At 62.1% G+C, this 23251-nt stretch carries 22 protein-coding genes and 1 tRNA gene; 12 read left to right on the top strand and 11 right to left on the bottom strand.

The annotated features are described in order from the left end of the window. Positions 1-3 precede the first annotated feature (3 nt). The 9 genes from folP to phoR all read left to right on the top strand — a co-directional run bounded on the left by folP (position 4) and on the right by phoR (position 9633). Positions 4-888, top strand: a complete 885-nt coding sequence (folP, locus tag BX592_RS17210) for a dihydropteroate synthase (RefSeq protein ID WP_243849589.1) — start codon at positions 4-6, stop codon at positions 886-888. 24 nt (positions 889-912) lie between these two features. After that, positions 913-2271 carry a phosphoglucosamine mutase gene (gene glmM / locus BX592_RS17205; protein ID WP_134193023.1) on the top strand — a complete coding sequence of 453 codons (1359 nt, stop codon included), beginning with the start codon at positions 913-915 and terminating at the stop codon, positions 2269-2271. Between the two features lie 400 nt (positions 2272-2671). Beyond that, a complete protein-coding gene (gene pstS, locus BX592_RS17195) occupies positions 2672-3709 on the top strand; it encodes a phosphate ABC transporter substrate-binding protein PstS (RefSeq protein WP_134193022.1) in 1038 nt (345 codons plus the stop codon). A gap of 260 nt (positions 3710-3969) precedes the next feature. Next, a complete protein-coding gene (gene pstC / locus BX592_RS17190) occupies positions 3970-4956 on the top strand; it encodes a phosphate ABC transporter permease PstC (RefSeq protein ID WP_134193021.1) in 987 nt (328 codons plus the stop codon). Further along, positions 4953-5846, top strand: a complete 894-nt coding sequence (gene pstA, locus BX592_RS17185; protein ID WP_134193020.1) for a phosphate ABC transporter permease PstA — start codon at positions 4953-4955, stop codon at positions 5844-5846. Before pstC ends, pstA begins: the two co-directional genes overlap by 4 nt. Positions 5847-5861: 15 nt before the next feature. After that, positions 5862-6710, top strand: a complete 849-nt coding sequence (pstB, locus tag BX592_RS17180) for a phosphate ABC transporter ATP-binding protein PstB (protein WP_134193019.1) — start codon at positions 5862-5864, stop codon at positions 6708-6710. 37 nt (positions 6711-6747) lie between these two features. Next, positions 6748-7452, top strand: coding sequence for a phosphate signaling complex protein PhoU (gene phoU / locus BX592_RS17175; RefSeq protein ID WP_134193018.1), 705 nt, complete (start codon positions 6748-6750; stop codon positions 7450-7452). Positions 7453-7529: 77 nt separating this feature from the next. Continuing rightward, entirely contained in the window at positions 7530-8231 is a 702-nt protein-coding gene (gene phoB / locus BX592_RS17170; RefSeq protein ID WP_134193017.1) for a phosphate regulon transcriptional regulator PhoB, read from the top strand. 88 nt (positions 8232-8319) lie between these two features. Continuing rightward, entirely contained in the window at positions 8320-9633 is a 1314-nt protein-coding gene (phoR, locus tag BX592_RS17165) for a phosphate regulon sensor histidine kinase PhoR (RefSeq protein WP_134193016.1), read from the top strand. Positions 9634-9770: 137 nt separating this feature from the next. Here phoR and ppk1 read toward each other — a convergent pair whose 3' ends face one another. Beyond that, on the bottom strand, positions 9771-11834 hold the full coding sequence (gene ppk1, locus BX592_RS17160; protein WP_134193015.1) for a polyphosphate kinase 1: 2064 nt from the start codon (positions 11832-11834) through the stop codon (positions 9771-9773). 302 nt (positions 11835-12136) lie between these two features. Here ppk1 and ppx point away from each other — a divergent pair, with 302 nt between their 5' ends. Next, positions 12137-13648, top strand: coding sequence for an exopolyphosphatase (gene ppx / locus BX592_RS17155; protein ID WP_243849588.1), 1512 nt, complete (start codon positions 12137-12139; stop codon positions 13646-13648). A gap of 184 nt (positions 13649-13832) precedes the next feature. Here ppx and BX592_RS17150 read toward each other — a convergent pair whose 3' ends face one another. Both BX592_RS17150 and BX592_RS17145 read right to left on the bottom strand, forming a co-directional pair. After that, positions 13833-14651, bottom strand: a complete 819-nt coding sequence (locus tag BX592_RS17150; protein WP_134193013.1) for a GNAT family N-acetyltransferase — start codon at positions 14649-14651, stop codon at positions 13833-13835. Positions 14652-14790: 139 nt separating this feature from the next. Further along, positions 14791-15249 carry a SixA phosphatase family protein gene (locus BX592_RS17145; RefSeq protein WP_134193012.1) on the bottom strand — a complete coding sequence of 153 codons (459 nt, stop codon included), beginning with the start codon at positions 15247-15249 and terminating at the stop codon, positions 14791-14793. 364 nt (positions 15250-15613) lie between these two features. Between BX592_RS17145 and BX592_RS17140 the strand changes: the two genes are divergently transcribed. Further along, positions 15614-16552 carry a BAR domain-containing protein gene (locus BX592_RS17140; RefSeq protein ID WP_134193011.1) on the top strand — a complete coding sequence of 313 codons (939 nt, stop codon included), beginning with the start codon at positions 15614-15616 and terminating at the stop codon, positions 16550-16552. Positions 16553-16646: 94 nt separating this feature from the next. Here BX592_RS17140 and BX592_RS17135 read toward each other — a convergent pair. The 3 genes from BX592_RS17135 to BX592_RS33870 all read right to left on the bottom strand — a co-directional run bounded on the left by BX592_RS17135 (position 16647) and on the right by BX592_RS33870 (position 17633). Next, positions 16647-16723 (bottom strand) — tRNA-Pro (locus BX592_RS17135). A gap of 92 nt (positions 16724-16815) precedes the next feature. Next, positions 16816-16974, bottom strand: a complete 159-nt coding sequence (locus BX592_RS17130; RefSeq protein ID WP_134193010.1) for a DUF3309 family protein — start codon at positions 16972-16974, stop codon at positions 16816-16818. A gap of 485 nt (positions 16975-17459) precedes the next feature. Continuing rightward, positions 17460-17633, bottom strand: a complete 174-nt coding sequence (locus tag BX592_RS33870) for a hypothetical protein (protein ID WP_166676382.1) — start codon at positions 17631-17633, stop codon at positions 17460-17462. 183 nt (positions 17634-17816) lie between these two features. Between BX592_RS33870 and BX592_RS33865 the strand changes: the two genes are divergently transcribed. Then, positions 17817-17987: a hypothetical protein gene (locus tag BX592_RS33865; RefSeq protein ID WP_166676381.1), complete on the top strand. Its 171-nt coding sequence runs from the start codon at positions 17817-17819 to the stop codon at positions 17985-17987. Between the two features lie 91 nt (positions 17988-18078). Here BX592_RS33865 and BX592_RS17125 read toward each other — a convergent pair whose 3' ends face one another. From BX592_RS17125 to BX592_RS17105, 5 genes are all read right to left on the bottom strand, one after another. Continuing rightward, positions 18079-19443, bottom strand: a complete 1365-nt coding sequence (locus tag BX592_RS17125) for an MATE family efflux transporter (RefSeq protein ID WP_134193009.1) — start codon at positions 19441-19443, stop codon at positions 18079-18081. Positions 19444-19456: 13 nt separating this feature from the next. After that, positions 19457-19777 (bottom strand): DUF2288 domain-containing protein, encoded by a 321-nt coding sequence (locus BX592_RS17120; RefSeq protein ID WP_134193008.1) that lies wholly within the window; start codon positions 19775-19777, stop codon positions 19457-19459. Between the two features lie 752 nt (positions 19778-20529). Further along, positions 20530-20853 (bottom strand): hypothetical protein, encoded by a 324-nt coding sequence (locus BX592_RS17115; protein ID WP_134193007.1) that lies wholly within the window; start codon positions 20851-20853, stop codon positions 20530-20532. Between the two features lie 157 nt (positions 20854-21010). After that, positions 21011-21727, bottom strand: coding sequence for a peptidoglycan DD-metalloendopeptidase family protein (locus BX592_RS17110; protein ID WP_134193006.1), 717 nt, complete (start codon positions 21725-21727; stop codon positions 21011-21013). 236 nt (positions 21728-21963) lie between these two features. Continuing rightward, positions 21964-22872 carry an aldose epimerase family protein gene (locus tag BX592_RS17105; RefSeq protein ID WP_134193005.1) on the bottom strand — a complete coding sequence of 303 codons (909 nt, stop codon included), beginning with the start codon at positions 22870-22872 and terminating at the stop codon, positions 21964-21966. Positions 22873-23251 lie beyond the last annotated feature (379 nt).

Raw genomic sequence — 23251 nt, 5'->3', positions numbered from 1 at the left:
TACGTGTCCATCCACACCCTTTCCCAGGACCACCCGGAGCCGCTGCAGTGCGGTCGCTTTACGCTGTCACTCGAGCGCCCGCTGGTCATGGGCATCCTCAACGTAACGCCCGATTCGTTTTCGGACGGCGGCAGCTATGCCACGCGTGGCGATGCGCTGCGCCAGGCAGAGAAAATGCTGCTCGACGGTGCGGATATGATCGACATCGGCGGCGAGTCGACGCGGCCGGGCGCGCCGCCGGTTGCACTGGATGAAGAGCTTGAGCGCGTCATTCCGCTGATCGAGCAATTGCGCGACGCGAATGTGCCATTGTCGGTCGACACCTACAAGCCGGAGGTGATGCGCGCGGCGCTCGCCGCCGGTGCGGACATGGTCAATGACATCTGGGGCTTCCGTATGCCGGGCGCAATCGACGCGGTACGTGACAGCCGTTGTGCGGTCTGCGTGATGCACATGTTGGGCGAGCCTCGCACGATGCAGGTCGGTGAGCCTGTTTATCGAGAGGTCGTGGCGGACGTTCGGGACTTCCTTGCCGAGCGCACTGACGCGCTGCTACAAGCGGGGGTCGCGCGCGCGCGCATCAGCGTGGACCCCGGCTTCGGCTTCGGCAAAACGGTCGATCACAATTACACGTTGCTCGCGCATTTGCGCGAGACGGCACCGGACGGCGCGCCACCGCTGCCTATCCTTGCCGGTACGTCTCGTAAATCGATGCTCGGCGCGGTGACCGGCCGCAGCGTGCCCGCGGAACGGATCGCGGCAAGCATTGCGTCGGCGGTTTGCGCCGCTGAGCATGGCGCGTCGATCATCCGCGTGCATGACGTTACACAGACGGTGGACGCACTAAAGATATGGTTGGCGACGCGCGCCGCGGCGCGCCGCAGCTGACCGCCTGTGGAGGAAATTACATCAATGACACGTCGCTATTTCGGTACCGATGGCATCCGCGGCAAGGTCGGCGAAGGGCCAATCACGCCTGATTTCGTATTGCGGCTCGGCTATGCGGCCGGCAAGGTGCTGGCGGGTGCGGACCGCTGGGCGAAGAGCGGTACCCGCCCGACCGTTCTGATCGGCAAGGACACGCGCGTATCGGGCTATATGCTCGAAGCCGCGCTGGAGTCGGGCTTCTCGGCAGCGGGCGTCGACGTGATGCTTGCCGGGCCGATGCCGACGCCGGGCGTCGCTTACCTGACGCGGGCGCTGCGTCTTGCGGCGGGCGTGGTGATCAGCGCGTCGCACAATCCGTATTACGACAACGGCATCAAATTCTTTTCCGCGGACGGCAACAAGTTGCCCGACGAAGTCGAAGCGCAAATCGAGCGGCAACTCGAACTGCCGCTCGATTGCGCGCCATCCGAGCAGCTCGGTAAGGCGAGACGCCTCGACGACGCCGCGGGCCGCTACATCGAGTTCTGCAAAAGCACGTTCCCCGCCAGTTACGACTTGCACGGGATGAAGCTCGTCGTCGATTGCGCGCACGGGGCAGCGTATGACGTCGCGCCGCATGTGTTCCATGAACTTGGCGCCGATGTCGTGCCGATCGGCGTCGCGCCGAATGGCTTCAACATCAACGACGGCGTCGGCGCGACCGCGCCGGATGCGCTGATGCGCGCGGTGCGTGCGAACAGCGCGGACCTCGGCATCGCGCTGGACGGCGACGCGGACCGGCTTCAGATCGTCGATTCGACTGGCCGGCTGTTCAACGGCGACGAACTGCTGTACGTGCTGGTCAAGGACCGGATTGCGACCGACGGCAAGGTCGAAGGCGCAGTCGGCACGTTAATGACGAACATGGCCGTCGAAGTCGCGTTGCAGCGCGCGGGCGTGAAGTTCGTGCGCGCGGCAGTCGGCGATCGTTACGTGCTCGAGAAATTGCGCGAGCACGGCTGGCTGCTCGGCGCCGAGGGTTCGGGGCACATCCTGTCGTTGGACCGGCATACGACCGGCGATGGCATCGTATCCGCGTTGCTGGTGCTGGCGGCGATGCAGCGCAGCGGCAAATCGCTCGCGCAGCTGCTGGATGGCGTGACGTTATTCCCGCAGAAGCTGATCAATGTGCGGATGCAACCGGGCTCCGACTGGAAGGGCAGCGATGCGATCCGGCGCGCGATTAGCGCTGCGGAGGGAGCGCTGGACGGCAGCGGCCGGGTGTTGATCCGCGCGTCCGGCACCGAGCCGCTGTTGCGCGTGATGGTCGAGGCAGCACGCGAACAGGAGGCGCTGGAACACGCTGAAGCGATCGCTGACGTGGTCCGGCAAGCGACCGCGTGACCCGTCCGTCATCGTAGCGCACGCGCGAATGCAGCCCGCTGACACGCCGCTTTCGCGCTCTTTGTACATGATCATCAGATAATTTGCGAAACGGCCGCGAAACGGCCGTCTGTCACCGTCGGCCATTCGCTGCACGATTTTCGTGCCTCTTGCCGCGATAGCCGGCGGTTGTCAGGGGCCGCGCAAGCCGCATGAAATCAAGCGTGGGACTCAATCCCGGCCGATTCCCACGCCAGAACATGCCCCCCGCATTGGGTGGATCCCACGCGATCCGCATGGACGCGCCTTTCTGTGACGTAATGAAATTGACACATAGACTTCACGAATAGTCACATGACTGTCACAAAGAGACCCTATTCTTCGCGGTGTCGTGTCATCCGCTCACACCACTGGAGGTCTCATGAAATTGATGCAAACCGCGTTCGCTGGCATTGCTGGCGCGCTCTTCGCGATCGCAGCGCATGCAGCAACGGATATTACCGGCGCGGGCAGCACCTTTGCAGCACCGATTTACACGAAGTGGGCAGACGCCTATCAGAAGACCGGCGGCGGCAAGGTTAACTACCAGGGCATCGGTTCGTCGGGCGGCATCAAGCAGATCATTGCAAAGACGGTTGATTTCGCTGGTTCGGACGCTCCGCTGAAGGACGACGAACTGACGAAGGAAGGCCTGTTCCAGTTCCCGACGGTGGTCGGCGGCGTGGTGCCGGTGGTCAACCTGCCGGGCGTGAAGGCAGGCGAAATCGTGTTGTCGGGCCAGGTGCTCGGCGACATCTACCTGGGCAAGATCACGAAGTGGAACGACCCGGCTATCGCCGCGCTGAACCCGAAGGTCAAGCTGCCGGATACGGACGTCGCCGTGGTGCGCCGCGCGGACGGTTCGGGCACCAGCTTCATCTGGACGAACTACCTGTCGAAGGTCAACAGCGACTGGAAGTCGAAGGTCGGCGAAGGCACGACGGTCAACTGGCCGACGGGTACGGGCGGCAAGGGTAACGACGGCGTCGCGGCATTCGTGCAGCGTCTGCCGGGTGCAATCGGCTACGTCGAGTGGGCGTATGCGAAGCAGAACCACATGATCTACACGGCGATGAAGAACGAGACGGGTGCCGTGGTCGAGCCGAAGACGGAAACGTTCAAGGCAGCGGCAGCAGGCGCGGACTGGTCGAAGTCGTTCTACCAGATCCTGACGAACGAGCCGGGCAAGGACGCATGGCCGGTCGTCGGCGCGACGTTCGTGCTGCTGCACACGACGCAGGACAAGCCGGCGCAAGGCGAAGAAACGCTGAAGTTCTTCGACTGGGCGTTCAAGAACGGCGGCCCGGCTGCTTCGGATCTGGACTACATCTCGCTGCCGGCATCGGTGGTCGACCAGATCAAGTCGCAGTGGAAGACGAAGGTGAAGGACGCTTCGGGCAAGGCACTCGCAGCTGAGTAAGGTGCGCTGAACAAGCACGCTGAAGTGTGAAGTGAAGTAAGCTGGACCGGTCGACAACCGGTCCAGCTGAAGTCGACGCCGCGAGGATCAAACCCGCGGCTCGCTGCGTCATCAGACGTCGTAGCAACCGGCAGTTGGCAAGACCCGCGCAGCGAATCAGGCACGCGCGAGGCGCCCGTCACAGGGCTCGCAGTCAACCGTTGCATACGCTGTCCGGCATCCTGCCGCGCGGCATCCGGAAACAGTTTCGACAGGCTCTCATGTCCGACATTCCAATCGTGTCGAACCCGCCAGGCAACGCAGCGCAGAAAGCGCCCAGCCGTTCCGGCGACGTTATCTTCGGCGGCCTTGCGCGGCTTGCCGCTATCGTTACCTTATTGTTGCTCGGTGGCATTATTGTGTCGCTGATCGTCGCGTCGCTGCCCACCATCCAGAAGTTCGGCCTGAGCTTCCTGTGGACGGCCGACTGGGATCCACCCTCCGAGCAGTTCGGCGCGCTGGTGCCGATTTACGGCACGATCGCGACGTCGGTGATCGCGCTGATCATCGCGGTGCCGGTCAGTTTCGGCATTGCACTGTTTCTCACTGAGTTGTCTCCCGCGTGGCTACGTCGGCCGCTTGGCATCGCGATCGAACTGCTCGCTGCGATTCCGTCGATCGTTTATGGCATGTGGGGTTTGCTCGTGTTCGCGCCGATCTTCGCGGAATGGTTCGAAAAGCCGCTCGGCAAGCTGCTGTCCGGCATGCCGATCGTCGGTGCTCTGTTCAAGGGCGCGCCGATCGGCATCGGCATCCTGTGTGCGGGCGTGATTCTCGCGATCATGATCATCCCGTACATCGCATCGGTGATGCGCGACGTGTTCGAAGTCACGCCGGTATTGCTGAAGGAATCGGCCTATGGCATTGGCTGCACGACATGGGAAGTGATGTGGAAGATCGTGCTGCCGTTCACGAAGAACGGTGTGATCGGCGGCGTGATGCTCGGCCTTGGCCGCGCGCTCGGCGAAACGATGGCGGTGACGTTCGTGATCGGTAACACGAACCTGCTCGACAATGTGTCGCTGTTCTCGCCGGGCAACAGCATTACGTCGGCGCTCGCGAACGAGTTCGCCGAAGCGGGCCCGGGCCTGCATACCGCGGCGCTGATGGAACTCGGTCTGATCCTGTTTGTGATCACGTTTATCGTGCTGTCGATTTCCAAACTGATGCTGCTGCGTCTCGAGAAAGGGGAGGGCACGAAGCGATGAGCCAACCTCTGAACATGCCGGGCATGGCCGATCCGGTCGCGCTCGAAAGAACCCGCAACCGGCTGCAAAAGCGCCGCCGGGTGACCAACGCGATCGCGCTCACGCTGTCGCTTGCGGCGATGGCGTTCGGTCTGCTGTGGCTGATCTGGATTCTGTACACGACGCTGCGCCTGGGCATCGGTGGCCTGTCGGTCGACCTGTTCACGCAGTCGACGCCTCCACCGAACACCGACGGCGGCGGTCTCGCGAACGCGATCGTCGGCAGCCTGTTACTGGTTGTGCTCGCAACGGTAGTCGGCACGCCGATCGGCATCATGGCGGGCGTCTATCTCGCCGAGTACGGGCAAAAGGGCTGGCTTGCGAGCGTCACGCGCTTTATCAACGACATCCTGCTGTCGGCGCCGTCGATCGTCGTCGGTCTGTTCGTCTATGCGCTGGTGGTCGCGAAGATGGGGCATTTCAGCGGCTGGGCCGGTGTCGTCGCGCTGGCGCTGCTCCAGATTCCGATCGTAATCCGCACGACCGAAAACATGCTGAAGCTGGTGCCGAACGCGCTGCGTGAAGCGGCCTTCGCGCTCGGCACGCCGAAGTGGAAGATGGTGCTGTCGATCACGCTGAAGGCCTCGCTCGCGGGCATCGTGACCGGCGTGCTGCTCGCGGTCGCGCGGATTGCCGGCGAAACCGCGCCTCTGCTGTTCACGGCGCTGTCGAACCAGTTCTTCACCGCGGACATGAACCAGCCGATGGCGAACTTGCCTGTCACGATCTTCAAGTTCGCGATGAGTCCGTTTGCACAATGGCAGTCGCTCGCGTGGGCCGGTGTCTTCCTGATCACGCTCGGTGTGCTGGGATTGAACATCCTCGCGCGAACGATCTTCTCGAACAAGTAAGGGCGGAGCGATCCGATGAACATGGCAGAAAGTCACCTGAACCCCGTCGAACGTCCGGCCGCGCCGGCCGGCTTCGATCCCGCCCAGAATGGCCGCTCGCAAGCGCCGTCGCGTCCGAAGATCGAAGTCAACAATCTGAACTTCTTCTACGGCAAGTATCACGCGCTGAAGAACATCAACCTGCACATTCCCGAAGGCAAGGTGACCGCGTTCATCGGGCCGTCGGGTTGCGGCAAGTCGACCCTGTTGCGCACGTTCAACAAGATGTACGCGCTCTATCCGGAACAGCGCGCCGAAGGCGAAATCCTGATGGACGGCGAAAACCTGCTCACGACGAAGCGCGATATTTCGCTGTTGCGTGCGCGGATCGGCATGGTGTTCCAGAAGCCGACGCCGTTTCCGATGTCGATATACGACAACATCGCGTTCGGCGTGAAGATGTTCGAAACGCTCACGCGCTCGGAGATGGACGATCGCGTCGAATGGGCACTGACCAAAGCGGCGTTGTGGAACGAAGTGAAGGACAAACTGGGCCAGAGCGGTTACGGCCTATCTGGCGGCCAGCAGCAGCGTCTGTGCATTGCGCGCGGCATTGCGATCCGTCCGGAAGTGCTGCTGCTCGACGAGCCGTGCTCGGCGCTCGACCCGATTTCGACCGGTCGCATCGAAGAGCTGATCGCTGAGCTCAAGAGCGATTACACGGTGGTGATCGTCACGCACAACATGCAGCAAGCCGCACGCTGTTCGGACTACACTGCATATATGTACCTTGGCGAACTGATCGAGTTCGGCGACACCGAAAAGATCTTCATCAAGCCGGTACGCAAGGAAACCGAAGACTACATCACCGGTCGTTTCGGTTGAGTCATCGCACACAGGCCGCTAGCGAAGGGAGTTCATGATGTCCGATAAACACCTGTCCAGTCAGTTCGATGCCGACCTGAACCTGCTTTCGTCGAAGGTGCTCGAAATGGGCGGGCTCGTCGAAGCGCAGATCGTCGACGCGATGAGCGCGCTTAACAACTTCGACCTCGAAATCGCCGAAAAAGTGATCGCGGCCGAAGACCGCCTGAACGTGATGGAAGTCGAAATCGACGAAGAGTGCAGCAACATCATCGCGCGCCGTCAGCCGGCCGCGCGTGATCTGCGCCTGTTGCTCGCGATCTCGAAGACCATCACGAACCTCGAGCGCGCCGGCGACGAAGCGGAGAAAATCGCGAAGCGCACGAAGCGCCTGATGGAAGACGGCGCATCGCGTACGATCAATATCGCGGAAATCAAGCTTTCCGGCGAAATGGCGGTATCGATCCTGCGCCGTGCACTCGACGCGTTCGCACGCCTCGATACGGTCGCCGCCGCGCAGATTGTGCGTGACGACAAGGCGATCGACGAGGAATTCCGCGCATTTGTGCGCAAGCTGATCTCGTACATGACTGAAGATCCGCGTTCCATTTCAGTGGGCCTCGATTTCCTGTTCATCGCGAAGGCGATCGAACGGATCGGCGACCACGCGAAGAACATCGCGGAATTCATCATCTACATCGTGAAGGGCACGGACGTGCGACACAAGTCGCGCGACGCGCTCGAGCGAGAGGCGCTCAGCTGACACGCCAGCCAAACGATTGGCGAACGTGCTCAGGTGCAGCCCCTGATCGATTTCTGTTAAGAGCTCACGAGGCACCGATGCCCAGCAGTATCCTTATCATCGAAGACGAACCCGCGATTTCCGAACTGATTTCGGTCAATCTTCAACATGCAGGACACTGCCCGATCCGCGCGTATAACGCGGAACAGGCGCAAAACCTGATTAGCGACGTACTGCCCGACCTGGTCCTGCTGGACTGGATGCTGCCGGGCAAATCCGGAATAGCGTTTGCCCGCGATCTGCGCAACAACGACCGCACCAAGCATATTCCGATCATCATGCTGACGGCCCGCGGCGACGAGCAGGACAAGGTGCTCGGCCTTGAAATCGGCGCGGACGACTATGTGACCAAGCCGTTCTCGCCGAAGGAACTGATGGCGCGCATCAAGGCGGTGCTGCGCCGCCGCGCGCCGCAGCTGACCGAAGACGTGGTCGCGATCAACGGGCTCAAGCTCGATCCGTCGACGCACCGCGTGGCCGCGCATGCGCAGGGCAGCGAGATCAAGCTCGATCTCGGGCCGACCGAGTTCCGTCTGCTGCACTTCTTCATGACGCACCCGGAGCGCGTGCACAGCCGCACGCAACTGCTCGATCAGGTGTGGGGCGACCACGTGTTCGTCGAAGAACGCACCGTCGACGTGCATATCAAGCGTCTGCGTGCCGCGCTCAAGCCGGCCGGCTGCGATGCTATGATCGAAACGGTCCGCGGCAGCGGCTATCGGCTCGCGAAGAGCGCATAAGGCTACAGCGGTTTCCTGATGGCGCGCCCGGGCCTGCCTGCAAAGAGGCCCGCATGCCGCTCGTCGTTATTTCTTCGATCGCTGGAACATGAACACCATCTGGGCGCGCTCCCTCGTTTCGCTCGTGCTGCTTTCTGTTCTGTGTGCGGTGGTCGGGGTGCTGATCGGCGTGAAGGCGGCGCTGATCCTCGCGATCGTCGTGCTGCTCGCACAGGGCATCTTCAGCACGTTTCACAAGCAGCAGCTGTGGCGTCTGCTCGATGCGCCGGTGTACGGCGAAGTGCCGAGCGCGCCGGGCATCTGGGGCGAAATCTACTACCGGCTGCATAAGCTCGCGAAGCGCTGGCATGCGCAGGTGCGGCAGGTCGAGCAACAGCACTCGCGCTTTATTCAGGCAATCCAGGCGTCGCCGAACGGCGTCGCGATGCTTGACGATCATGACCAGATCGAATGGTGCAATGCGATTTCCGAGCTGCATTTCGGGCTCGACGCGAAACGCGACCTGCGCCAGCACATCACGCATCTGGTGCGCCGGCCGGATTTCGTCCGTTATCTGAACACGCGCCAGTACGAAGAAATGCTGATCATGCGCGGGATGGGCGAGCGGCGGCAGCATGTGCTGTCGGTGCAGGTCTTTCCTTACGGTGACAATCGCAAGCTGCTGCTGTCGCAGGACATCACCGAGCTCGAGCGCACCGACTCGATGCGGCGCGATTTCGTCGCGAACGTATCGCATGAGCTGAAGACGCCGCTGACAGTACTGGCCGGTTTTCTGGAGACCATGCGCGAGCTACCGCTTAACGACGCCGAGCGCGCGCGTTACCTCGAGCTGATGGAGCAGCAGGCGTCGCGGATGCAGCACATCGTGCGCGACCTGCTCGTGCTCGCGACGCTCGAAGGCGACAGCAAGCCGCCGAGCGAGCAGATGGTCGATATGCGCGCGGTGCTGCGGCATCTGAAGGACGATGCGGAAACACTGTCCGCGGGCCGTCATCGGATCTCATTCGATGTCGATGAAGGGTTGACCGTGACCGGTGTCGAGACCGAAATTCTGAGCGCGCTCGGCAATCTGGTGACGAATGCGATCCGTTACACGCCGGATGGCGGTTCGATTCATGTGAACTGGAACACGCACGGCGCACAGGCGACGTTCTCGGTAATCGACAGCGGCCTGGGCATTCCGGCGGCCGATATCCCGCGGCTTACCGAGCGTTTCTACCGCGTCGATCGCAGCCGTTCGCGCGATACCGGCGGCACCGGCCTCGGACTCGCGATCGTCAAACACGTGCTGCAACGGCACGACGCGCAACTCGAGGTGAAAAGCGAAGAAGGGCGCGGCAGTACTTTCACTGCGCGCTTTCCGGCATTGCGCACCGCGCGTCGCCAGCCGGCGCCGGTTTGAGCGGTCGGTCGGCAGCGAGCGCCGCGCGTCACGTTCCAGTTACACCAAACAAAAGCCCGCTGCGCTCAGCGGGCTTTTTTCATTGGACGTTGCGATCGTATCGCGCATCGACACGTGCATCCGCGTATGTCACGGCATTACGAACAGAACTTCGTCAACAGACTCATTTGCGCGTTGCGCGACGACTTGCCTGGCCTGCGCCGGCGATAGTGACCGTCGCTGTGCATCAGCCATGCGGCCTGGTTATCGCCGAGGAAGGCCGATAGGCCTTCCGCGATCACGCGCCGCTTCAGGCGCCGGTTCTTGATCGGGAACGCAACCTCGACGCGGCGGAAGAAGTTGCGGTCCATCCAGTCGGCGCTCGACAGATACACCTGTTCCTTGCCGTTGTCGTAGAAGTAGAAGATCCGGTGATGCTCGAGAAAGCGCCCGACAATCGAGCGCACCGTAATATTCTCCGACAGCCCCGGCACGCCTGGCTGCAACGCGCATACGCCGCGCACGATCAGGTCGATCTTCACGCCCGCCTGCGACGCTTCATACAACTCCGCGATCACCGTCGGTTCGAGTAGCGCGTTCATCTTTGCGACGATCCGCGCGCGTTTGCCGGCGCGTGCATGCTCGGCTTCCGCGCGGATCGAATCGACGAGGCGCGGGTGCAACGTGAAAGGCGACTGCCACAACTCGTGCAACGCAAGCTCGCCGCCGATGCCGGTCAGTTGCTGGAACACGTGGTGCACGTCTTCGCAAATCTGCTGATCGGACGTCATCAGACCGAAGTCGGTGTAAAGACGCGCGGTGCGCGGATGGTAGTTGCCGGTGCCCAGGTGCACGTAGCGCTTGAGCATCGATTTGCCGGCCTCCGACACGCGCCGCACGATCAGCATCATCTTTGCGTGGCACTTGTGGCCGACCACGCCATACACCACGTGCGCGCCGACCGCTTCCAGTTGCGACGCCCAGTTGATGTTGGTTTCCTCGTCGAAGCGAGCGAGCAGTTCGACGACCACGGTCACTTCCTTGCCGTTGCGCGCGGCCTGCATCAGCGCGTCCATCAGCGGCGAGTCCGTGCCGGTGCGGTAGATGGTCTGCTTGATCGCGACCACGTTCGGGTCTTTCGCCGCCTGCAGCAGCAGTTCGAGCACCGGCTGAAAGCTCTCGTACGGATGATGCAGCAGCACGTCGCCCTGATCGATCACGTCGAACAGATTCGCGGCCGTCGCGATTTGTGTCGGCGTGGCCGGAATATGCGGAACGAACTTGAGATCCGGTCGATCGACCATTTCCGGCAATTGCATCAGCCGCACCAGATTCACCGGGCCGTCGACCCGGTAGCAATCTTTGGCCGACAGTCCGCTTTCGTCGAGCAGACGCTGCACCAGGTGCTCGGGCGTATCCGCCGATACCTCGAGCCGCACCGCATTGCCGAGATGCCGCGCCGGCAGTTCGCCTTGCAGCGCGACACGCAGATTGGTGATTTCGTCTTCATCGACGAACAGCTCGCTGTTGCGTGTAATGCGAAACTGATTGCAGCTGAGCACCTGCAGATTCGGGAACAGTTCGTTGACGAAGCGCTGCATTAGCGAGCTCAGCAGCACAAAGCCGTGCGGGTAGCCGGACAATTCATGCGGCATCCGCACGAGGCGCGGCAGCGCGCGCGGCGCCTGCACGATACCCATCACCGCCTGGCGCCCGAACGCGTCTTTGCCTTCGAGCTCGACGACGAAGTTCAGGCTCTTGTTCAGCACGCGCGGGAAAGGGTGCGCGGGATCGAGGCCGATCGGCGTGAGCACCGGCAGCAGTTCGTCGAAGAAGTAGCTGCGCGCCCATTCGGTCTGCGCATCGCTCCACGCTTCGGTGCCGTGAAAGTAAATGCCTTCGTCTTCGAGGGCGGGCAGCACCGTTTCATGCAGCATCGCGTATTGACGGTGCACCAGCTTTTGCGCGCGCTCGGCGACCAGGTCGTACACATGCTGCAGCGACATGCCGTCCGGCGACAGCGCGCCAGGATTGTCGCGCATCTGTTCCTGCAATCCGGCCATGCGGATTTCAAAGAACTCGTCGAGATTGCTACTGGTGATGCAGATGAAGCGCAGACGTTCGAGCAACGGAACCGCCGGGTCGGCGGCTTGCGCGAGGACGCGCTCGTTGAAACCCAGAATGCCCAGTTCGCGATTCAGAAGAGGGTAGCGGATGGACATCGGCAGCGATGGTTCGGACCAGGATTCGAAAGGACTTTCTGAAATTCTCACGGATTGGTGATAGTTTTGTGACATTCACAATTGCCACAAATTTTAGGCGTTTTCCAGACTACAGTGGCCTGTAACGGTTCCGCGTGTCGCAATTATGACGCAAGGTATACGCGAAGATATACCGGACGTCCATTGCAGGTTACACGGCCCGAGGTGACACGATGGGAACCAGTACGCTTAAAATGGCGCCTTTCAACAGGGCGAGCGCAAGCAGGCACGTTTCGTCCGCGCGCACGGAGTCCTCACAATCGATGGCCAATAATCCGCCATTGCTCGCATCGGTCGATCTCGGTTCGAACAGTTTCCGCCTTATCGTTGGGCGCGTCGAAGAAACCGACGCAGGCAGCCAGATCTACCAGGTCGATGCATTGCGCGAACCGGTGCGGCTCGCGGCGGGCCTGTCGCGCGACAAGATGCTCGATCGCGCGTCGCAGGTGCGCGGCTGGGATGCGTTGCGGCGCTTTGGCGAGCGGTTGCGCGATTTTCATCCGGATCATGTGCGGGCCGTCGCGACCAATACGCTGCGCGTCGCGAAGAATGCCGGTGAATTTCTCGCCGAAGCGGAAGCGGCGCTCGGTTTTCCGATTGAAGTGATTGCGGGCCGCGAAGAAGCGCGGCTCATCTACGCGGGCGCCGCGCACTCGGTGCCGGCAAGCGCGGGCATGCGGCTGGTGGTCGATATCGGCGGCGGCTCGACGGAATTCATCATCGGCTCGCACTACACGCCGATCAAGATGGAAAGTCTGTATATCGGCTGCGTGAGTCACAGCCGCGCGTTTTTTCCGGCCGGAAACGTCGACGAATACACGATGCGTCAGGCGGAGCTTGCCGCGTCGCGTGAAATCCAGATCATTTCCGCTGAATACAGAAAGACCGGCTGGGAGCAGGCAATCGGGTCGTCGGGCACCGCGCGGGCGCTCGCGGAACTGGTCGAGGCAAATGGCTTCAACGATGCGGGCATCACGCACGGCATTTCGCGAGGCGGCCTGGAACGGCTCAAGCGGGCGCTGATCAAGGCGGAAAACGTGAATCGGCTGAAGCTGATCGCGTTGAAGCCGGACCGCATTCCGGTGCTGGCCGGCGGTCTGTCGATCATGCTCGCGGTGTTCGAGGAACTCGATATCGACTATGTCGATACGACCGACGGCGCGCTGCGTCTAGGTGTGCTGTACGACCTGCTTGGCCGGTCGCAGCATCAGGATATGCGCACGGTCACGGTCGAAGGGTTTATGCGCCGGTACGGTGTCGATCGCGCGCAGGCCGGGCGGATCGGCGAACTCGCCGTGCGGTTCTACGATCAGCTCGACGAGCCGGACCCCGAGCAGCGCGAAGAGAACCGCATGTTCCTCGGCTGGGCGGCGGCGCTGCACGAAATCGGTTTGTCGATATCGCATAGCGCGTATCACAAGCATTCGGCGTATATCGCGAGCAATGCGGATATGCCGGGTTTTTCACGGACCGATCAGGCGCGTGTCGCGGCGCTTGTACTGGGTCATGCGGGCAAGCTCGGCAAGCTCGCGCAGACTCGCGACGTCGAATGGCCGCTGCTGTTTTGCCTGCGCCTCGCCGCGCTGTTGTGCCGGCGGCGTGCCGACGTCGGATTGCCGGACATCAAGGTCGGCGAGGCGAACGGCGGTTACGACGTGCGGCTTCCCAGTGCCTGGGTCGCGAATAATCCGCTGACCGACTACAGCCTGAGCCAGGAAGCGGCGGAATGGGAAAAGATCCGAACGCCGTATCGCGTCGTTTATACGGATGACTGAAGTCAACTGAGGTTGGTCGCGCGATTGTCGCATCCGCGACGCAACGAGCAAATCCAACGAGCAAATCAATCGGCCCGGCAAAGATCGCTTTGCCGGGCCGATTGACTGGTGACCCCTACGCTACGCGGCCGATGTTAGCGCTTGCTTGTCGCTACTCGGCGACAAGCCAAGGCACCGATGTCGCTCAGCGTGACAGCGCGTCGCCGAGGAAGTGGCGTGCATAACGCGCATTGATTTCCGACAGTCGGAACAGCGTCAGGAAATCGGCCGCGTTGAAGTCCGGATCCCATGCGGGTGCGCCGCAAATCTTCGCACCGAGGCGCAGATAACCTTTGATCAACGGCGGCGGCGGTACTTTAGCGCCGGTTTGCAGATCGTCGAACGGCAGTGGCGTATGCGGGAACGCACGGTACTCCGGCGCGGTCAGCTCGCCTGCGCGCAGCGACTTGTACAGGTTGGCCGCGTAGTGGCCACCGTCGGCCATCGACACGCTTGCGCAACCGAGCATCGTCTCGTAGCCGTTGTGTTGCATATAGGAGCCGAGGCCGGCCCACAGCGACATGATCACCGAGCCGCTGCGGTAGTCGGCGTGCACGCACGAGCGGCCCACTTCGACCAGCTTCGAGCGCAGGTGCGTGAGGCGCGACAGGTCGAATTCGCCTTCCGCATACAGACGGCCGATGCGCGCGGCCTGATGCGGCGGCAGCACGCGGTAGGTGCCGACCACTTGCAGCGTGTCCAGATCGCGGACGGTCAGGTGATCGCAGTACGCATCGAATGCATCGACATCAAGGCCGGCCGGGCCCGACAGACGCGCGCCCATTTCGTCGGCGAACACCCGGTAACGCAGACGCTGCGCTTCGCGAAGTTCCTCGTCGGAGCGCACCCACGACACTTGCAGGCGGTGTTGGGGAGTAACCGTCTCCTCGGCGCGTGGGAGACGGCGGCGCGGCTCAAGCGGGATCGAAGCGAAGGGCAGAGTAGGCGTCGGCAGTTCTCGCATTGTGGCGTTCCTGGTCGAAAAGGTGAGGATTCCGCTTTGTTCGCCAATGTAGTAATGGCGGGTGACGTTTGCGTGGCATTGCTGTGACGATTCGATGACTTCGCGTAAGGTTGACACACGGTTGTTCGTATGGTTCAGCTCAGATTAAATCGGGGCTGATGGCGGCTAGCAGCACGGCTTCCACGCCGGTGTTGCGCGTGCGGCTCTCGATCCACCAGATGCCGCCCTTTTTGATTGACCAGCTGTCGCCGCTTTTGCCGATCAGGCGCGCCGCCGTGTGCCCGAGGGTCGGCTGATGGCCGACGACCACGACCATCTGCGCGATGCCGTCCGGCCAGCCGGCTGCGGCGAGCACATCGGATGCGCTTGCGTCCGGCGCGATCTCGCGGACGACGCGGTATTGATCGGTCAACGCTTCAACGGTTTGTACGGTGCGGGTGGCGGGGCTGACGAGGATCACCGCTTTGTCGTCGAGACGGGCGCGCAGCCATTTGGCGCCGGCTTGCGCCTGCTTGCGCCCGCGCGACGTGAGCTGGCGGGCGAGATCGCTCGATGCGGTGTCTTCGGCTTCGGCGTGGCGCCAGAGGATCAGGTTCATCGCAAGTCTCCTCAAGTCCAAAGTCCCAGGGTGGACTTTATGTGGGGTCGACAGGCAATGTCGCATGCGGGATGCCGGACCGCAAGGCAGCGGGATGTGCCAGGTGGCGCATCACTCCGATTAGTCGCGCCACGGTAATACGTCAGGTAGCAATAAACAGGAATCTACCAGGATCCTGGTATTTACGACATTTCCACCCCGTGATGGAATTCCTTCCCCCGTCGTAAAAGACATGCTGGGTCTGCGGAATGGATAACGCTATGCGCGCCAGAATTAACATCATCGCCAAAGCACCATTGCGGGTATTGCATCGTCACGTCGCCCTTAATTCTAAAAGTGTGGACGCACGACAAGCGGAGAAAAAATGACCACTTTCATGCAAAACTTCTCGTTCATAAATGGCGATGTGATTTACGGTGATCGGGAAGACAGGCCGGCTTATAAGAACAAGGCTCGCGAGGAGTTCGACAAGGGTGTTCCTGGTAGTGAGTTTTTGGGTCTGACCTTCGACGACCTGTGGGTCACGATAGATCAATATAACAACAAGACTTTTCTTGCCTATGATCAACGGGCCCAGATTTTTGAGACCATCAGGAAGGTGAAGGCCGATCTAACCCGGCGACGCGCACAGGCCTATGCAACAGCGCTTTTCCAGAAGCCCAATTCGTTTCAGCGAGATGCTCTTTCGGAGGAACAAAGAAAGGCACTCACGTATAAAGAGTCCGGCTCGCCAATCAAGGACCCTAAGGACGCTGAAAGATTTGACGAGAACCTGTTTCAGTTGCGAATTATTCGCCGTTCATGCAAATTTGGCGTCCTCAATCTGGCAGAAGCGCTCGGAACGCCAGCCAAAATTCATTTTGTGCTTGATAGTTTAACGGGCGAAAGGCTACGAGCGATCGTCGACAAAGACACATATAAGAGTGGCGACGGAGCGTTCCGGGGTTCGGGCGCCTCAGTTCCAGTCACGGCTTCCGAACTACGTGCGGTGTTTCGAGCACAGAATACATTGAGGACGAAAGTCCACTTTTATCGTAAGTTCGTGGAGGTGCCAGCCCCATGGGTGGAAGATCCCGAATTGTGGCGAAGATATGCTGAAGCGCGGTATCGCAAGTACCTCGATCACCTGAAACAGGTTGCCGCCATGACGCCGGAATCCGTCAAGCCGCTGGGTGAAATCATGGACCGCGCCGCCGTGCATGCGTCGACGCAGAATTTCATGGAAGCGGCGGACATTCTCAAGCAAGCCAGGGCGCTAGGCGCCGCACTTTGGACGCCGCTGCCTGACGACGCTGACTTTTAAGTCGCGCCAAATGCTGTTACCCGGTGCAGAGACAAAACGCCTGGCACAAAAAGAAAAGGGCTTACGGTGTTACACCGTAAGCCCTTGATTCCTTTGGTCGGAGCGAAAGGATTCGAACCTTCGACCCTCTGATCCCAAATCAGATGCGCTACCAGGCTGCGCTACGCTCCGACGAGCCGAGCATTCTACCTGGCTTTTACATCGAACGTCAACGTTCACTGAAAGTAGCCGACCGGACGTGCAGGAGCGGCTTCTCTACGCCGCTATATCGTGCCCATCAGCAACAGCACGATCACGACGACCAGCACGACGCCGATGATGCCGGTCGGCTGATAACCCCAACTGCGGCTGTACGGCCAGCTGGGGAAGGCGCCGATCAACAATAGAATCAGCACGATCAGCAGGATGGTTCCGAGGGTCATGGTTTCTCTCCCTTGATGGCCAATGGCCGGCCCACGCAATTCTTCGTTAACCGTCGCGCGCACAGGCAATGGCACGACGCCCGTGCCTTCGCGGTCGGTGCACCGGTCAAACGGCGCGGTGGTGGGCAAATGCCGCGCAGCTTATAAACGAGCTTCAGCAAGGCATGTGCCTATCAGGGCGAGAGATGGATAGTGCGGTGCGCAAGCGCGGCACGTGCGGCGCCTGGGTGGCGCGGCACAGAAGCGGCAGCGCGACGTGCACATGCAGCATAGGGACGCGCGGGATGCGTTTCGCCGAGCGTTTGGTCGGTCGACGATTGACGGTAGACCAAAGGGAATGCGAGCCCGCACGCGCGTTCGCACGCGTTCGGCCGCATCGGCAGTGGTGGACCGAACGCGCCGCGGACGCTTCAAACGCGTCAAACGCGCAAGAGCGGCGTGAAACGCGAACCGGAAACGTCAGAAGCGGAAGCGGGCGCTACTGCTCAGTGCTTGCGATGCACCCAGTCGAGCATATGGTGCTGGACCAGCCAGTGATGCATCATGCCTTCCCCGTTGTGTTCGCGCCGATAGGACCTCGATTCGAAAACCGACAGCGCGACCAGCACCAGCAAGCCGACTCCCAGACCCACCAGACCGGCGATTGATTCGGCATCCATGACAGCCTCCTCGGACCCATGTGGCCACTTGACCCTACTCATACATAGTAGTGCAGATGCGACGGCATACCGGGCATCGGACAGACGGCGACGGCTACAGGAGCAAGGCAGTGAGCCGTCGCGCGCGGCACTTTACGGGTAGACTCTAACCCCCCAATGTTTTCAATCGGGTTTCGCCTATTCATGAAGCGTACTTTTCTGCTTGCCCTGACGCTGTCGGCTCTCTCCGGCTGCGCCGATGACGTGACCTTGCATCCGCACCGACCGCCGCAAGACCCGGCGGACTATCACGGCGTGCCGACCGACACCCGGCCGCCGCAAATCATCAACGCGCCGGATTCGGCGCCCCAATAAGCGCGAACCACGCGCACGGTGCGAGCGATCCAGGCTGCTCGTACCGCGCCGGCACCGTGCCTGTACAGCACGCGTGCCGCGTGTGAATCAATCACGCAGCGTCGGATCGTATCCCGTGTGCAATGCGCGGGACAAAGCGCGCGAGCGTCACACCCCGTGCGCCCATAAAAATCAGCAGTGCGACCCACAACCCGTGATTGCCGCCTGATCCGGCCAGCGCCCACGACGCGCCGACGAACACCGCAAGCGATATCACCATCGACACCATCAATTCGCGCGTACGCGTCGCGCCGATAAACACGCCGTCGAGCAGAAAGCCCCACACCGAGATTACCGGCGATAACGCCGCCCAACCGAGATAGGTTCTCGCGGACTCGCGCACCGCGGGCTGGTCGGTCAACTGCGCGATGATCCAACCGCCCGCGCTCCAGTAGACGATCGAGAACCCGAGCGCCCCCAGCGCCGACCACAGCATCGTGACCTTGACCGCGCGGCTGAACGCATGCCGGTCGCGCGCGCCGAGTGCCGCACCGACCAGCGCTTCGGCCGCATGCGCGAAGCCGTCGAGTCCATACGCCATGAAAGTCTGGAAGTTGAGCAGCAACGCATTGGCGGCGAGCGTCGCATCGCCTTGGCGCGCACCCAGATGTGTGAACCATGCAAACGACGACAGCAGGCATAGCGTACGAATGAAGATGTCGCGATTGATCGCGACGACGCGCTTGAGCGCCGCCGCGTCGAACAGCTCGCTGCGCGCGAGCGCGGGTAGGCCGCGTGGCCGCAAGTGCCACAACAGGAATGCGCCGAACGCGAAGCCCACGGCGTCGGCCGTTGCGGTGGCGGCGCCGATGCCGGCAATCCCCCAGTCGAACCGGTACACATAGAGCAGCACGGCCACGATGTTGACCGCGTTGATCCATACCTGCGTGACGAGCGCGAGACGTACCCGTTGCGTGCCGAGCAGCCAGCCGAGCACCACGTAGTTCGCGAGCGCGAACGGTGCGGCCCAGATGCGCGCATGACAATACGCGCGTGCGTGCTGCTGCACGGCCGCGCTGCCGCCGAGCGCGCGAATCGCGTATTCGATCAGCGGCGCTTGCACGGCGAGCACGACCGCGCCGATCGCACACGCGAGCAGCAGTGCGCGCGCGATATTGCTGCGCACGCCCGCGCGATCACCCGCGCCGAACGCCTGCGCGACGAGGCCGGTCGTGCCCATGCGCAGAAAGCCGAAGCCCCAGAACACAAAGTTGAAGAAGAGGCCACCCAGCGCGACGCCGCCGAGATACGACGCGTTCTCCAGATGCCCGGCGACTGCCGTGTCGACGGCGCCGAGAATCGGCTGCGTCAGATTCGCAAGAACAATCGGGAACGCGAGCGCGAGGACCCGTCGATGCCAGCGCACGGGCAACGCGGGCGCCGTGGCGGGCGGCGCGTCCGGTGAATTCGCGTGCACCGTGAAGCCGCGCTCAGCCGCGTTCCTGCACGCAGACCCACGGCGACACGACCACGGCCCACAGCGCCGGGTCCCGCGCGGCGAAATCGGCGGCGGTTTCCGCCTGCACACGTTCGACGAGTCCTGCCGCGAGCCATTGGCTCACCTGCTCGGTGTCGTCGTTTGCGATCGCTTCGGCGACGCTCACGAGATCGAGATCGCGCACCACGCGCAACAGCATGCCGCGCGCGAAAAAGCGTTCGAGTTCTTTCCAGCCGATCTTTGCAGTTTCGCCGAGCAGCTTGGCATAGAGAGGGCTTTGCGAAGGGCCTTGCGGAGTGTCGGCGGAAGTCATCAGGTTGCGTGGAGGAATGGCTTTGCACGCGTTGTATGCGCGTGTGACGTGGGAACAGGGGCTGGCGGCCGTTACTATAAACCATGCGGGCAGACCGAATTCGACAAGCGCGGTGCGACATTAGTCGCACCATTCACCGCGGCGACCCACGGTGATTCGATACGCATCGAAGGGGCTGCGGAATCAAAAGCAACGAAAGGGTGCGCTTGCGCACCAAGCGCGACGATGTCCGGCGGGTGACACCGGTGGCGGACGAGGCATGACGGCGTTTGCCGCTTCAAACAGCCAGTGCGCCAGGCGCGCAAATGAAGATGCCCATTTCATGCGGGTCTTCAGGCCGTCGACAGTTCGACGAACAAACCGGCCGGCGTGCAACGCGCGTTGATTCGGCTTCCCAGGTGATGACAATCGGTCGATCTTCCGCTCGATCCGTGCGCCGACTCACATTATTTGATCAATTAATCGATTGCACGCATATAGGGGCGTTGCTAGATTTCGTTTCGGCGCATGGTAAACCGGTCCTTTGCCGATATGCGCCGAACCCCCGTTAGCCCGGCCTCGTGCCGGGCTCTTTTTTGGTTGCGCGCGCATGCATATCTTCAAAAAACGGGCTTTTTTCAGGGAGATTTCACGATGTCCGCATTCGGCGATGTAATGGCCGATGTGATCGCCGACGCAATTGGCCGACGCAATGCCGACGCAACAGCAACGTAATCACCGATGCAATGTCCGCCACGTAATCGCACGGCACGTCACTGCTTGCAGCGAATCACCATCGAACGATTCTTGACGTTCGCGCCCAAGATTCCACCGAGGGAGCCGCCCGACGTTGCGCCGTTGTCGACATCCTTCGAGATCACTTCATAGCCGTATGCGCCGCAGACTTCGCCTGCGCGCTGATAGCATTCGCCCCAACTGGAGCTTGCGTCGCTGCCGCTGCAGTTGATCGCAAAGCCGGTGTCGCCGTTCGGCAGATAAGTCATCGTTGTCGAGCTCGCGCAGCCGGCAAGCGCCGCCACGACGGAGATCGAAAGGCCCGCTGCCATCGCGCGCGCCGCTGCCAATACGGTTTTCATTCCACAGTCCTCACTGACATTCAATGTTCGATACGGCTTGCCGCCGTGTACCTGGTCTCCAATGGAGCCGTCCGCGCCGCGCCGGGTTCCCGGCACGTGCGAAGCGGCACTCATGCGCGAACGTTTGCGCGGCTTCCCGCGCGATACCCATGTCCGCTCAACGCGGTGGCAGCGAGCGGGATGGGTCGATCGAACGGCCGTCGTAACGCAGCTCGAAATGCAGCATGACGCGATCGTTGTCGGTATCGCCCATTTCAGCGATCTTCTGGCCCTGCTGCACGGCCTGCCCTTCCTTCACGAGCAGCGCGCGATTGTGCGCATACGCGGTCAGGTAGTCGGCGTTGTGCTTGATGATCAGCAGATTGCCGTAGCCGCGCAGACCGTTGCCCGCATAGACGACTGTGCCTGCCGCGGCCGCGATGACCGGTGTGCCGGCGCTGTCCGCGATATCGATGCCCTTCGAGTTCTTGCCATCGAAGCGGCGAATTACCGTGCCGGCCGCAGGCCACACCAGCGAGATTCGTGGCGCGTTGGCCGTAGCCGCTGGCGCCGGATCCGCCGATGCGCTGCGCGGCTCGGCCGTGGCGCCGCTTTTCGCACTGGCGCCGGCGGTCGACGTGGTCGCCGCGCCACCCGGCGGCACCACACGCAGCACCTGCCCGACCTCGATCGAATCCGGATTCGACAGATTGTTCCAGCGCACGATGTTCTGCACCGGCTGCCGGTTATCGCGCGCGATCTTCGTCAGCGTGTCGCCCCGTTCGACGCGATAGAACCCCGGCGCGACCGGCGCGGACCCGCACGCGGCCAGTAACCCGACTAACCCCGCGGCCACCGAAATGCAGGCGAGCCGTCTCATTCTTGTTGTCAACATTGGACCTCGCAAAACCTGCCGCCGCGCTGGCCCGCCGACAATACCGGTTGTGTCGCCGCCGCATGCGTCAAACGCATGGGCAACCGCACGACGCGGACTCCTTCGGTCAGGCACGCAGCAGAAAACAAAACGCCTGATTCTAACGGTTTTGCATTGCAACACAGAAAAACGGTGCCGCGCGCGAACGACGTGCCACCGCGCGCGGGCAGTTCAACGCATGCTGAAGACAGATGCTTTCAAGGCAACGTGCCGACTGCGATGCGCAGCGCGGCGGTCTGCGCTTCGCCGGGTTCGAGCCAGCGCAGACCTTCTTCGTTGTGAATCGCGTCGGGCAGACCGAGCCACGGCTCAATGCAGTAGAAGTCGGATTCCGGCTTTTCGGTCCATGTGGTGACCGCGAACCACGGTACCGAGCCCGGCCGTTGCAGATCGATCGTGATGCTGCGGTTGAGCCCGAGTTGAACGAGGCGCACCGGATGCGCGGACGCGCCTTTCAGGCAGTGGAAGCGATCGAGGATGCGCGCCTCGTCGAGGCGATAGCTGGGCTCGCCGGACTCGGCCGCCGCCAGCGTGCCGTCCGGCAGCTGATAGCGGCGCTCGGTGCACGGCAGCTCGAGCACGGTCTCGTTGCGCTGTGTGTGCGGCAGCGCGAAGTAGAAGTGATGGCCGGCGTAATACGGCAGTGCGTTGTGGCCGGTGTTCGACGTGGTCAGTTCGACGTCGAGCGTATGCGTATCGACCAGCCGGTAGGTCGCTTCGAAGCGGAAGCTGAACGGGTAGCCCTCGTGTGTCGCTTCGCTGTCGGTGAGCGTCATCCGCACCGTGGCGCGTGCTTCGTCGAGCGTCGCGTCGAACGGCAGATCGCGCGCGAAGCCATGCATCGGCAGCGTCCGTACCGTGCCTTGGGGGTCGCGCCACTCGCCGATCCGGCCGTCGACGAAATGGCGGCCGAGAAACGGAAACAGCAACGGATTGCCGCCGCGGATCTTCGACGGACGGGTCCAGTCGGCGTGCTCGGGCCAGAAAATGACGGGGCTGCCGTCGATATCCCATGACAGCAGCCGGCCGCCGGCTTGCGGCGCGAAGCGCAGCAGCGATGAACCTTGTGCGATCTCGAGGATGTCCTGTTGCTGGAATTGAGGCATGGTCGGATGCAAAGCGGGTGGAAGAGACGCTAAGCGTAGCGCAGTGGACGGCTGTATGTGCGAGTCGCGCGCGCGGCCCGTGGCGCCGCCGATTTTCGCAGGCTACTTTTACGGCCAGTTTTGCGGCCGGGTTTTGTGGCCGATCCCGCGCTGCTTTGCGCTACGGGGAAACCCTTTGTCGGGAAATTGCGAGTGTCATCGCACAGTCGTGCGCGTCGATAATCGGTATGACCGCCCGATCGCTTCCATCCGGACATCGGGCTCATCGTTTCAGGAGGCGCAATGGATCTCGCAATGGCAATGGGCGTGGCTCTGCTCGGAATGTTCGCGGGCAGTACGATTTATTTTTTCCATAAAGTTTCACGCTAGAACGGGGCGT

The sequence above is a fragment of the Paraburkholderia rhizosphaerae genome, from assembly GCF_004366595.1.
GTDB lineage: Bacteria > Pseudomonadota > Gammaproteobacteria > Burkholderiales > Burkholderiaceae > Paraburkholderia > Paraburkholderia rhizosphaerae.
This window is presented reverse-complemented; position numbering and strand designations above follow the sequence as displayed.